This is a genomic window from Lentzea sp. NPDC058436 (assembly GCF_042721515.1).
Taxonomy (GTDB): Bacteria; Actinomycetota; Actinomycetes; order Mycobacteriales; family Pseudonocardiaceae; genus Lentzea.
This window is the reverse complement of record NZ_JBHXLF010000041.1, coordinates 1-12084: the sequence shown is the minus strand read 5'-3', so window position 1 is coordinate 12084 and position 12084 is coordinate 1. Positions and strand designations below refer to the sequence as shown.

Below are 12084 nucleotides of genomic sequence, written 5' to 3'. Positions count from 1 at the left end.
CCGGGCTTCACAGACCGGCCTTTTCTAGGCCGAGGAAGGCCTCGCAAGGGCCCCGAAGTCAAGCCCCAATCGCGATCGTCGCGAAGCGGCGATGAAATGACCCGGCTCGACAAGGCCCACGCAACCACTCGCCCAAGGCGACCACTCGCACGCAAGGCGACCACCCCGCTGGAACAGCGACAGGCCAACACAAGCCGACCCCGACCCGCCCACCAACCCCACCCACCACCAAGCCTGAGAGAATGCCCCGGTGAGCCTGCTGGGTCCTGCCGAAGTCCGCCGTCTAGCCGCAGAGCTGGACATCCGCCCAACCAAAAAACTGGGCCAGAACTTCGTCCACGACCCCAACACCGTCCGCAAGATCGTCACCGCGGCCGAGCTCACCCCAGAAGACGTAGTCCTGGAGGTAGGCCCAGGCCTGGGCTCCCTGACCCTCGCCCTCCTCCCCAACGCAGCCAAGGTCATCGCGGTCGAAATCGACCCACCCCTGGCAAGCCGCCTCCCGCAGACGGTCCAAGAAATGGACCCGGAGAACGCGAACAAGCTCCACGTCGTCCTCAAGGACGCCATGAAAGTCACCCAAGAAGACCTGCCGGCCGAACCGACGGCGATCGTCGCGAACCTGCCGTACAACGTCGCCGTGCCGGTGGTGCTCCACCTCCTGGCCGAACTCCCCAGCCTCCAAAAGGGTCTGGTCATGGTGCAGGCCGAGGTGGCCGACCGGATGGCCGCGAAGCCCGGCAACAAGATCTACGGGGTGCCGAGCGTGAAGCTCGCCTGGTACGCGGAGGCGCGGAAGGCCGGCGCGGTCGGCAAGAACGTGTTCTGGCCCGCGCCCAACGTCGACTCCGGGCTGGTTTCCTTCCAGCGCCACGAAAAGCCGTTGTCCACTGTGGACCGCAAGAAGCTCTTCAAGATCGTGGACGCCGCGTTCGCGCAGCGCCGCAAGACCCTCAGGGCTGCCCTCAAGGGGCACATGGCAAACGTCGACGAACTGCTTGAGAAGGCCGGCGTGGACCCGCAGCAGCGCGGGGAGCAGCTCAGCGTGATCGACTTCATCCGGATCGCGGAGGTCTAGGCCGGGGATCCATCGGCCATCAGTGTGATCTGTCGAACGAATCGGGTTTTGGCTTGCGCAACCGAACGTCCGTCCGGTTGACTGCTACTTGCCATCCGGAGCGACTGAGAGACCTGGCTCTACGACGTCGCAGCAACCACCCGCTGGATGCGGGCAGGTGCTAACGCCAGGACCGATGGAGGAGCACCATGGGTACCGTGCGAATGCTGACGCGCCGTCGAGTCATCGACCAGTGCCGTCGCTCGTCTTCTGCATGTCGTCGCCACCTCGTCTAAGGCGCCTTCTAAAAGTCCTTTGACGCGCACTCAGTCAACGAGTGGCGCACACACCTGAGCAGAAAATTCGACCGCGCACGTCCGCCACGAGCGGGCGAGGTGCCGTCGCGCGCAGCCGTGGAGCAGACGTGATCACTGTCGAAAACCTCACCAAGTCCTTCCAGGGCGTCTCCGCCCTCAACGGCGTGACCCTCGACGTCGAGGCCGGCACCGTGCTCGGTGTCGTCGGCCCGAGCGGTGCCGGCAAGTCCACGCTCGCCCGGTGCGTCGCGCTGCTGGAGCGTCCCGACTCCGGGGCGATCCGCGTCGACGGCACCGACATCACCAGCCTCGACGGGTCCGCGCTCAGGGCCGCTCGTCGGCAGATCGGCGTTGTGCCGCAAGGGGATTCGCTTCTCCGCCAGCGCACGGCGGCCGGCAACATCGCGCTTCCGCTGGAGTCCGCCGGCGTGCCCGGACCGCAGCGCCGCACCCGCGTCGGCGAGCTGCTGGACCTCGTCGGGCTCACCGACAAGGCCGCCGCGTACCCCGACCAGCTGTCCGGCGGGCAGCGTCAGCGCATCGCCGTGGCGCGCGCCCTCGCCGCCAACCCGTCCGTGCTGCTCGCCGACGAGCCCACGTCCGCGCTGGACCCGGAGACCACCGGTTCCGTGCTGACCGTGCTCGACCGTGCGCGCGCTGAGCTGGGTGTCACCGTGCTCGTCGTCACGCACGACATGGGCGTGGTCCGGAAGATCTGCGACGACGTCGCCGTGCTGGACCAGGGCCGCGTCGTCGAACACGGCAAGGTGCTCGACCTGGTCAACAACCCGGCCAGCCGCACGAGCAGTGCGCTGCTGCCCGCGGTCGACCTGAACCCGATCAACGAGAGCAGCTACGACCGCGTCGCGGACGTCGTGCTCGTCGGGTTCGCCGCCGTCGGCGCGCTGCTTCCTGAGGCCGCGCACCGGTTCGGCGTGGAACTGAACATCGTCGGCGGTGGCCTGACGCGCCTGGGTGAGACCCCGGTCGCGCGCTTCCGCCTGGGGCTGAACGGCGAACGTTCCGACTCCGCTCTCGAGTGGATCGGCGAGGCCGGCGGCGCTGTGCAGAGGTCCCTGAAGGGGCCGCAGGGAGTAGCTGCGTGAGGTCTGCAACACCCTGGTCCGACGTGATCGCGTATCTCGTCGAGGCCACCGGAGAAACGCTGTACATGGTCGGCGTCTCCACCGTCATCGCAACAGTTTTCGGCGTTCCCGTGGGTGTCTGGCTGCAGCTCACCGCCAAGGGCGGGCTGCGGCCGAACACCGCGGTGCACAGGATCCTGAGCTTCGTCACCGACCTGGGCCGCTCGATGCCGTTCATCGTGCTGCTCGTCGCCCTCACGTCCGTCACGCGCCTGATCGTCGGTGGCTCCATCGGCAGCACGGCGGTCATCGTGCCGCTGGCCGTGGGAGCGATCCCATTCGTCGGCAGGCTGGTGCAGAACATCCTGTCCGAGGTGCACGTGACCGTGGTCGAGGCCGCGATCACGACCGGTGCGAGCACTCTCAAGATCGTGCGCAGCGTGCTCATCCGCGAGTCGCTGCCCGCGCTGATCAACGCCATCGGCGTCACCGTGATCGCCCTCATCGGGTACTCGGCGATGGCGGGCGTGATCGGTGGCGGTGGCCTCGGCGACCTGGCGATCCGTGAGGGCTACCAGCGCTTCAACGACCGGATCCTGTGGAGCACCGTGGCGTGGCTCGCCGTGCTCACCACCGTGATCCAACTCGGTTTCACCCGTGCCGCCCGTGCGTCCGACCGGCGCCGGCACGCCTCCGTCTGACCCGTAGCAATTTCTCAAAAGGAACGTCATGCGTATTCGTGCTGCCCTGATCGCAGTCGCTTTGACCGGTTTGACTGCTCTGTCCGCTTGCTCGTCGGGTGGTGCCAGCGCTTCCGACACGCTGAAGGTCGGCGTCTCACCGGTTCCGCACGCCCAGATCCTCAAGTACGTGGCGGACAACCTCGCCGCCCAGAAGGGTCTGAAGATCGAGGTCGTCGAGTTCACCGACTACGTGCAGCCCAACACGGCGCTGGTCGACGGGTCGCTCGACGCCAACTACTTCCAGACCGTCCCGTACCTGGAGACGTTCACCAAGGAGTCCGGCGCGAAGGTCGAGTGGGTCCAGCCGGTCCACGTCGAGCCGCTCGGCCTGTACTCGAAGAAGGTCAAGAAGCTCGACGAGCTGCCCAGCGGTGCCAAGATCGCCGTCGCCAACGACGCCACGAACGAGGCCCGCGGCCTGAAGCTGCTGGAGGCCAACGGCCTGATCAAGCTCAAGGCCGTCGACCAGCCGACCGTGCGCGACCTCGCGGAGAACCCCAAGAACCTGCAGTTCGTGCCCCTGGAGGCCGCTCAGCTGCCGCGTTCGCTGGAGGACACCGACGCGTCCGTCATCAACGGCAACTACGCCATCGACGCGGGCCTCAAGCCGGCCACCGACTCGCTCGCGCTGGAGAAGGCCGAGGGCAACCCGAACGCGAACGGCCTGGTCACGCGCACCGAGCTCAAGGACGACAAGCGCATCAAGGACCTCGCTGAGCTGCTCGGATCGCAGCAGGTCAAGGACTACATCAAGCAGACCTACAACGGTTCGGTCATCCCGGTCTGACTGTGACTGCGACCGGGGGAGGAGTCCGGGGACCCAGAACGCCCGTAGGCTGACGTGGTGCTCGCAGTCGTTCCTCCCCCGGTCACAGTTCGCGTCCCGGCCAAGGTCAACCTGCACCTGGCCGTAGGTGACGTGCGCCCGGACGGTTACCACGACCTGGTGACGATCTTCCAGGCGCTGTCGCTGGTCGACGAGGTCACGGTCGCGGTCGCCGACGAACCAGGCGTCGAGGTCCACGGCGAGGGCGCCGACCAGGTGCCCACCGGGGCCTCGAACCTCGCGTGGCGCGCGGTCCAGCTGCTCGCCGCGCACGTCGGCAGGGACGCGGACGATCCCAAGGTCCGCGTCGTCATCCGCAAGGCCATCCCGGTCGCGGGCGGCATGGCGGGCGGCAGTGCCGACGCGGCCGCGGCGCTGGTCGGCCTGTCGTCGTTGTGGCGCCTCGACATCAGCCGCGACGAGCTGGCCGAACTGGCCGGGAAGCTCGGCGCGGACGTCCCCTTCGCCCTCTACGGCGCGACCGCCCTCGGCACCGGCCGCGGTGAGCGGATCGTGCCCGTGCTGGGCCGCCACCAGTTCCACTGGGTGCTGGCGTTCGACCGCCGTGGACTGTCCACTCCGGACGTCTTCGACGAGCTGGACCGCTTGCGCGCGGAGGGAGATCCGCCGCGCGTCGGTGCGGTCGAGGCCGTGCTGGAGGGTCTGTCCTCAGGGGACCCCCGCCAGCTCGCGCTGCTGCTCGGCAACGACCTGCAGGCCGCCGCCGTCTCCCTGCGCCCGAACCTGCGCCGCACGCTGCGCGCGGGCGTCGACGCGGGCGCGCTGGCCGGCATCGTGTCCGGTTCCGGCCCCACGACGGCGTTCCTGTGCGAGGACGGCGACGCGGCCGTGAAGGTGGCCGCCGAACTCGCCGGTGCCGGTGTGTGCCGGACGGTCCGGGTGGCCCACGGGCCGGTGCCCGGCGCGCGCGTGATCACGACTGAAGAGCCGAAGCCCACCCCGCCCGAGGTCCACGCGTAGGTGGGTAGCCTTCGTCGGGCAGTTTCTTACTAGTCGTGAGGTTTTGATGGCCAACCTGGTCAACCTGGAGTCCGTGTCGAAGTCGTTCGGCGTCCGGCCGCTGCTCGACGGCGTGTCGCTCGGCGTCAACGAGGGCGACCGCATCGGTGTCGTCGGCCTGAACGGCGGCGGCAAGACGACGCTGCTCGAGGTGCTGGCCGGGGTGGAGCCCTCCGACGACGGCCGCGTGTCGCGGTCGCGCGACCTGCGGATGGCGGTCGTGACGCAGCGGACCGAGCTGCCCGAGGGCTCGACCGTGCGCAACGCGGTGATCGACCCGCTCGGCTTCGACGCCGAGCACGAGTGGGCGTCCGACGCCCGCGTCCGGTCCATTTTGGACGGACTCGGGATCACGGCGCTGGGCCTCGACTCCGTGGTCTCCACGATGTCCGGTGGCGAACGGCGCCGCGTCGTCCTGGCGGCCGCGCTGATCCAGGACCTCGAACTCCTCGTGCTCGACGAGCCGACGAACCACCTCGACGTCGAGGGCGTCCGGTGGCTCGCGGAACACCTGCTGGCCCGCAAGTGCGCGCTCGTCGTCGTCACCCACGACAGGTGGTTCCTCGACACGGTCTGCAACCGCACGTGGGAAGTGGTGAACGGCAAGGTCGAGCAGTACGAGGGCGGCTACGCCGACTGGATCTTCGCGCGCGCTGAGCGGCAGCGGCTCGCGGACACGCTGGAGGAGAAGCGGCAGAACCTGGCGCGCAAGGAGCTCGCGTGGCTGCGCCGCGGCGCGCCCGCGCGGACCTCGAAGCCGCGCTACCGGATCGAGGCAGCCGAGGCGCTGATCGCGGACGTGCCCCCGTTGCGCGACAACGTCGAGCTGCTCGCGTTCGCCAAGAAGCGCCTGGGTCGCACGGTGATCGAGATCGAGGACGCCACACTGTCCATTCCGGACCGCGTGCTGGTGCGCGACCTGACGTGGCGCATCGGGCCCGGCGAGCGGATCGGTCTGGTCGGCGTCAACGGGTCCGGCAAGACGACGCTGCTGAAGCTGCTGGCCGGTGAGCGCGAAACCGAGACGGGCAAGCGGATCCAGGGCTCGACGGTCAAGATCGCGCACCTCTCGCAGGAGCTGCTCGACCTCAACGGGTCGATGCGCGTGCTGGAGGCGATCGAGGAGGTCGCGCGGCGCGTCGTGCTCGGCAAGTACGAGATGTCGGCCTCGCAGCTGGGCGAGCGGTTCGGGTTCTCGTCGCAGAAGCAGTGGACGCCGGTCTCCGACCTGTCCGGTGGTGAGCGGCGGCGCCTGCAGCTGTGCCGGTTGCTGATGGCCGAGCCGAACGTGCTGCTGCTCGACGAGCCGACCAACGACCTCGACATCGACACGTTGCAGCAGCTCGAAGACCTGCTGGACTCGTGGGCGGGCACGCTCGTCGTGATCTCGCACGACCGGTACCTGGTCGAGCGCGTGTGCGACAAGGTGGTGGCGCTCTTCGGCGACGGCGGGCTGACCGAGCTGCCCGGTGGCATCGAGGAGTACCTGAGGCGCCGCGACTCGCTGCGCGACAGGGAGTCCGCCGCCGCGCCCGCCACCTCCGCCAAGGCGCCGTCGAACGCCGCCGACCAGCGTGCCGCCCGCAAGGAGCTGGCACGGCTGGAGCGCAGGCTCGAGGTGCTGCACAAGAAGGAGGCCGAGCTGCACGCGGCGCTGGCCGAGGCCGCGACCGACTCGGGCCGGTTGCTCAAGCTCGACGCCGAGCTCCGCGCCGTGCTGGCGGAGGAGTCCGAAGTGGAGACCCAGTGGATGGCCGCGGCCGAGGTCGTCGAGGGCTGACAGGCGGCGGTCACGAGCCCTTCACGGCCGCTGTCGAGGGCTGAACCCGGTGCCGCCGGGCTACTTGCCCTTGCGGCGCAGTTCGTCGGCCAGCTGGGGCAGCAGCTCGTCGATGAACGACGTGTCGTAGCCCTGCCCGGACAGCAACGCGTAGCTGAAGCGCGCCTTCATGACCTCGTCCGAGGTCGCCCCGAGCATGCCGTCGAGCGCGACGCCGATCTCCTCCAGCATCCTGTCGACCTGCGCGGTGCGGTAGCCGCGCTGGCCTGACGCCGCCTGGGGGATCCGCAGCTGGCGCAGGTCCTTCCACGACTTGACCGACGGCATGCTGCTGCGCACCGGTCCGGAGAGCTGCTGTTCCAGCTGGCCCAGGAACGCGTCGACCTCGGTCTCGTCGTAGCCGCGCCTGCCGATCAGCGGGCGTGAGAACCGGATGTCGCGGACGTCCTTGCCGGTCAGGTTGTCCTGGCCGAGCAGCGTCGCCTCGATGCGGTCGAGGAACGCGTCCACCTGGGACTCCTGGTAGCCGCGGCGGCCGCGCGGAGGGCGGTGGAACGCGATGTTGCGGATGTCCGCGGCGGTGAACTTCGCCGCCTCCACGGACTGCTGGGACGCGGGCTGCTGCGCGGGCGGACGTGGCTTCGACTGGGTCTGCCGGGGACGCTGCTGGGGCTGGGGGCGCGGGTCCGGCTGCGCGCGGCGCTGCTGCGGCCGTTGCTGCTGCTGCGGGAGCGGCGGGATCTGGGTGGTCGGCGGGCCCGAGTCGCGCGGCGGCGGTGCGGTCTCGAACATCAGGACCACGAGGTCGAGGAACGTGTCGACGTCCTCGGAGTCGTAGCCGAACGTGCCGGGGGCGGTCTCGCCGAACACGGCGTCCTGCACCTGCTGGGCGGTCAGGTTGTCCCTGCCGCGCAGGGTCTGCTCGATGCGGTCGAGGAACGCGTCGATCTGTCCCTCGTGGTAGCCGCGGGTCCCCGGTCTGGGCTTGTGGAAGCGCACGGCGGCGACGTCGTCAGGCGACAACCGGACCGCGGGTCTCATCGCCTGCGACGTGGCGTGGGCACCCTGGGCCGGCGCGGCGGCCTGCACGCGTTGCGGAGTGGACCGCAGCGTGTCCGCCACGAGCTCCATGAAGACGTTGACCTCGTTCACGTCGTAGCCCGGGTCTCGGGTCGCCGTGCTGAACTTGACGCCCAGCACGTCCTCACGCGTGAGGATGTCCTTGCTCTTCATCGTGCCCTCGACCCTGTCGAGGAACGCGTCCACCTCAGCCGCGTCGTACCCGCGCTGCCCACGAGGGGGACGGTGGAACGCGACCAGGGCCACGTCCTGCGCGGAGAGCAGAGGTGCCGGATGCGCGGGTAGCGAATGCTGCGCTCCGGGGCCGCCCCGATCCACCAATGACCTCCTCCTGCGTACCTGTACTGGGGAGTATCGCGTTTCGCGTGGCATAACGTTTCGCCCTGATGGACCAAAGGCCGCCACTACGATCGCGAACATGAGTCAGTTCGTGGATGTGATGCTGGCGACGGCCTCCAACGGTGGCGACAGGGGCATGACGACGGGTGAACCCGCCGCGCCCGTTCGCCGGACCTGGGCCGAGGTGCACGAACGCGCCCGGCGGATGGCCGGTGCGCTCGGCGTGGCGCCGGGCACCGCGATCGCCGTGCTCGCCGCCGAACCAGCCGTGATCGCCCCAGCCGTGCAGGCCGCATGGCTGTGTGGTGGCAGCGTCACGATGTTGCATCAACCCACACCACGCACCGACCTGGCCGAGTGGGCCGAGGACACGCTGCGGGTGCTCGCCATGATCGATTCGCACCTGGTCCTGCTCGGCAGCCCCTTCGACGCCCTGGCTGCCGTTCTGGACCAGCACGGAGTGCCCTACAAACTGCTCTCCGAACTCGACGCGGAACCGATCGCTGCTCCTGTTCCCACCGACGAGGATGCCACGGCACTGCTGCAGTTGACGAGTGGATCGACGGCCGATCCGAAAGCTGTTCGCATCACACATCGCAACCTGATGGCGAATGCCGAGGGAATGCGCATCGCGGCGGCCCTGGATCCGGCCTCGGACGTCATGGTCTCGTGGCTGCCGCTGTTCCACGACATGGGCATGGTCGGGTTCCTGACGGTGCCGATGCTGTTCGGTCTGGAACTGGTGAAGGTCACCCCTGTCGACTTCCTGTCGCGCCCGACGCTGTGGGCGGACCTGATCACCCGTCACGGCGGCACGATCACCGCCGCGCCGAACTTCGCCTACGCGATCGTGGCGCGCCGCCTGGCTTCTTCGTCCGATTCGTTCGACCTGTCCTCGATGCGGCTGGCGCTGAACGGAGCCGAGCCGATCGACCCGGCGGCGGTGGAGGCGTTCGTCGCCGCGGGTGCCCGGTTCGGGCTGCGTCCCGAGTCGATCCTCGCGGCCTACGGGATGGCGGAGACCACCCTCGGCGTGGCCTTCGCACCCCTGTTCACCGGTCTCTCGGTGGACGTGGTGGACGCGGACGCCGTGGAGGCCGACCGCAGGGCCGTGCCGTCCGCCGAGGGGCGCGCGTTCCCGTTGCTCGGACCGCCGCTGCCCGGCCTGGAACTGCGGGTGGTCTCGGACACGGGTGCCGTGCTGGGCGTCAGGGACGTCGGTGAGCTCCAGATCCGCGGCGAGGCCGTCACCCCCGGCTACCTGACCGTGAACGGCCCACTGGCCACTCAGGACGCCGAGGGCTGGCTGTCCACCGGGGACGTGGGGTATCTGGTCGAGGACGGCCAGGTCGTCGTCTGCGGGCGGCGCAAGGACGTCATCATCATGGGCGGCCGCAACATCTACCCGACCGATGTGGAGCGTGCCGCCTGCTCGGTCGAGGGTGTGCGGGCCGGCAACGCCGTCGCCGTGCGACTCGACGCCGGAACGCAGCGCGAACGGTTCGCGGTGGTGCTGGAGTCGAAGCTCGCCGGCGACGACGCCGCCGAGAAGGACCTGGTCAAGCAGGTCACGGCCCGCGTGGTGGACGCCGTGGGGCTGCGGCCGTTCGCCGTGGTGGTGCAGCCGCCGGGGACGTTGCCGAAGACGCCGTCGGGCAAGCTCCGGCGGTCCGCGGCGGCCGCGCTGGTCTAGTGGAAGGCGTTCTGCGCGGCTTCGAGGCCCTTGGACACGAGGGCCTCCGCCGCGTCCGCCGCCCGGTCGATCTCCAGGGCGAGCTGCTTGCGTTCGACGGTCGAGAAGTCCTTGAGGACGTAGTCGGCAGGGTCCTGGCGCCCGGACGGGCGGTCCACGCCGAAGCGGAGGCGGTGGTAGTCCTTCGTGCCCAGGGACTTCGTGATGGAGCGGAGTCCGTTGTGGCCGTTGTCGCCGCCGCCGAGCTTCATGCGCAGCTGGGCGAACGGGAGGTCCAGCTCGTCGTGGACGACGAGGACGGTGGTGGGCTTGAAGAACTTCACGGCGCTCGCGACGGGGCCGCCGGAGAGGTTCATGAAGCTGCGCGGCTTGGCGAGGACGACGCGGTGGCCGTTGAGACGGCCCTCGACGACCTCGGCGCCCGACTTGTGGGCCTTGAACTTGCCGCTCATGCGCGCGGCCAGCTCGTCGAGGACCAGGAAGCCGATGTTGTGGCGGTTGCCCTCATATTTGGGGCCTGGGTTGCCCAGCCCGACGACGAGGGCGAGGTCAGCGTCCACGGAACCGCAACTCCTGCTCGAGATCGTCCAGCAACGTGTCGACGGCCTGCACCTGGTACCCCTTGCCCAGCAGGCCGGACGTGGTGCTGAACCGGGTGTTGCGGACCTCGGTGGAGGTCATGGAGCCACGGCCGTCCAGGTTGGCCGCGGCACGCAGGATGAAGGCGTCGACTTCGGCGCGATCGTAGCCGGTGCCCGCCTTCGGGAGCTTGCGCTCGTGCAGGTCCTTGCCGCTGCGCAGGCCCGTCGGCGGCACGATGCCGTTGCGGACCTGGAACTCCAGCAGGTGCAGGACGCCGTCGACGCTCAGCGGGTCGTAGCCGTTCGGGACCGCCGCGAACCTGACGGTGCGGATGTGGTCCGGGTTCAGCCGCAGCCGGCCGGCGAGCGCGTCGGCGATGATCTGCAGGAACTCGTTGACCTGGCCGGGGTCGTAGCCCTGCCGCTTGCGGCGGAAGGTCTTCGACCGGACGTCCGCCGGGCCCAGGTACTGCGACGGCGCGCCGCCCCCCTCGTGAGGAGGCGACGCGCCGTCGTTTCGGCCCGACGTGATGGGGCTCAGTCTTCCTCGGTGACCTCGGCCGGGGCAGCCGTCTCGTCGCCTTCGAGCTGCGCCGCGGACGGCGCCTCGTTCACGGCGATGATCAGGGCCTCGGCGTCGGTGGCCAGGGTGACACCCTGCGGCAGCTCCAGGTCGCCGGCGTGGATCTGGGTGCCGGCCTCCTTGCCCTCGATCGAGAGCTCGACCTGCTCGGGGATGTTCAGCGCGTCGGCCTCGACGGTGATCGTCGTGGCGTCCTGCGTGACGAGCGTGCCCGAAGCGGCTTCACCGGTCACGACGACGGGGATGTCGACGGTGACCTTCTCGCCGCGCTTCACGAGCAGCAGGTCGACGTGCTCGATGTAGTTCTTGATGGGGTGCGTGGTGACGGTCTTGGTGAGCGCCAGCTCGCTCTCGCCACCGAGGGCGAGGGTGAGGACGGCGTTCTGACCGTGCTCGCGGACGACACGGGCGAACTCGAGCGCCGGCAGGGCCAGGTGCTTCGGGTCGGAACCGTGGCCGTAAAGCACCGCGGGGATCTTGCCGGCGCGACGGGTACGGCGGGCGGCGCCCTTGCCGAATTCAGTGCGCTGCTCAGCGGCGAGACGGACCTCGGACACGGTGGGGTACTCCTTACAAGTCTGGCCTTGTACGTCGGGGCGGTGCACAAGTTTTCGCGGGTGAGGCTTGCGGGTGAGGCTTGTGGTGGCCTGCGGCGGCGAGCAGCGCGGAACAGGGGTCAACACGCGCGGCATCAAGCCACCGCGTCGATCACGCCGAGCTGGGAGCTCGCCCTCGCCGAGGCAACCCGACCAGTGTAGGTGAGTGCTGGGGTGGGAGGCCAATCGGGGGGTGTGGGGTGGGTTTTGCAGGCTGTTGTGCGGGGTGGGGCGCCGTTGTCCTGCGGCGGTTTTGTGGCGGCGAGTTTGCGGGTGGGTCGTTTTGCGTGCGGCCTGGTCGCCTTGCGTGCTTCCCCTGGGGGCTCTGCCCCCAGACCCCCGGCAATCTGATCGGGGGATGGCGCTGCCTGTGGGCTGATGGCA

General features: G+C 69.4%; 11 protein-coding genes, 1 pseudogene and 1 riboswitch. Of the genes and pseudogenes, 7 read left to right on the top strand and 5 right to left on the bottom strand.

Annotated elements, in window-relative coordinates:
- The first annotated feature begins 256 nt into the window (after positions 1–256).
- The 6 genes from rsmA to ACFWN2_RS45810 all read left to right on the top strand — a co-directional run bounded on the left by rsmA (position 257) and on the right by ACFWN2_RS45810 (position 6828).
- On the top strand, positions 257–1078 hold the full coding sequence (gene rsmA, locus ACFWN2_RS45835) for a 16S rRNA (adenine(1518)-N(6)/adenine(1519)-N(6))-dimethyltransferase RsmA (protein ID WP_382437039.1): 822 nt from the start codon (positions 257–259) through the stop codon (positions 1076–1078).
- A gap of 88 nt (positions 1079–1166) precedes the next feature.
- Positions 1167–1260: riboswitch (SAM riboswitch) on the top strand.
- Positions 1261–1481: 221 nt separating this feature from the next.
- Positions 1482–2480, top strand: coding sequence for a methionine ABC transporter ATP-binding protein (locus ACFWN2_RS45830; RefSeq protein ID WP_382437038.1), 999 nt, complete (start codon positions 1482–1484; stop codon positions 2478–2480).
- Positions 2477–3160 carry a methionine ABC transporter permease gene (locus ACFWN2_RS45825; protein ID WP_382437037.1) on the top strand — a complete coding sequence of 228 codons (684 nt, stop codon included), beginning with the start codon at positions 2477–2479 and terminating at the stop codon, positions 3158–3160. The genes ACFWN2_RS45830 and ACFWN2_RS45825 overlap by 4 nt, the downstream gene beginning before the upstream one ends.
- A 28-nt stretch (positions 3161–3188) precedes the next feature.
- Positions 3189–3989, top strand: coding sequence for a MetQ/NlpA family ABC transporter substrate-binding protein (locus tag ACFWN2_RS45820; protein ID WP_382437035.1), 801 nt, complete (start codon positions 3189–3191; stop codon positions 3987–3989).
- Positions 3990–4046: 57 nt separating this feature from the next.
- The gene (locus ACFWN2_RS45815; RefSeq protein ID WP_382437034.1) at positions 4047–5009 is read left to right on the top strand and encodes a 4-(cytidine 5'-diphospho)-2-C-methyl-D-erythritol kinase; all 963 of its coding nucleotides are present in this window, start codon (positions 4047–4049) and stop codon (positions 5007–5009) included.
- A 46-nt stretch (positions 5010–5055) separates the two neighbouring features.
- A complete protein-coding gene (locus ACFWN2_RS45810) occupies positions 5056–6828 on the top strand; it encodes an ABC-F family ATP-binding cassette domain-containing protein (protein ID WP_382437033.1) in 1773 nt (590 codons plus the stop codon).
- A gap of 60 nt (positions 6829–6888) precedes the next feature.
- Here ACFWN2_RS45810 and ACFWN2_RS45805 read toward each other — a convergent pair whose 3' ends face one another.
- Positions 6889–8226 (bottom strand): DivIVA domain-containing protein, encoded by a 1338-nt coding sequence (locus ACFWN2_RS45805; protein ID WP_382437031.1) that lies wholly within the window; start codon positions 8224–8226, stop codon positions 6889–6891.
- Positions 8227–8326: 100 nt separating this feature from the next.
- Here ACFWN2_RS45805 and ACFWN2_RS45800 point away from each other — a divergent pair, with 100 nt between their 5' ends.
- Positions 8327–9940 (top strand): fatty acyl-AMP ligase, encoded by a 1614-nt coding sequence (locus ACFWN2_RS45800; protein WP_382437030.1) that lies wholly within the window; start codon positions 8327–8329, stop codon positions 9938–9940.
- On the opposite strand, the gene pth is transcribed toward ACFWN2_RS45800, so the two are convergent.
- The 4 genes and pseudogenes from pth to ACFWN2_RS45780 form a co-directional block, all read right to left on the bottom strand.
- Positions 9937–10500 carry an aminoacyl-tRNA hydrolase gene (pth, locus tag ACFWN2_RS45795; protein ID WP_382437029.1) on the bottom strand — a complete coding sequence of 188 codons (564 nt, stop codon included), beginning with the start codon at positions 10498–10500 and terminating at the stop codon, positions 9937–9939. The genes ACFWN2_RS45800 and pth overlap by 4 nt on opposite strands.
- Positions 10490–10756, bottom strand: coding sequence for a DivIVA domain-containing protein (locus tag ACFWN2_RS45790; RefSeq protein ID WP_382437028.1), 267 nt, complete (start codon positions 10754–10756; stop codon positions 10490–10492). The genes pth and ACFWN2_RS45790 overlap by 11 nt, the downstream gene beginning before the upstream one ends.
- A gap of 141 nt (positions 10757–10897) precedes the next feature.
- A pseudogene (locus ACFWN2_RS45785) lies at positions 10898–10987 on the bottom strand (DivIVA domain-containing protein); the annotation flags it as partial.
- A gap of 71 nt (positions 10988–11058) precedes the next feature.
- On the bottom strand, positions 11059–11661 hold the full coding sequence (locus tag ACFWN2_RS45780; RefSeq protein WP_382437027.1) for a 50S ribosomal protein L25/general stress protein Ctc: 603 nt from the start codon (positions 11659–11661) through the stop codon (positions 11059–11061).
- Positions 11662–12084: the final 423 nt, after the last annotated feature.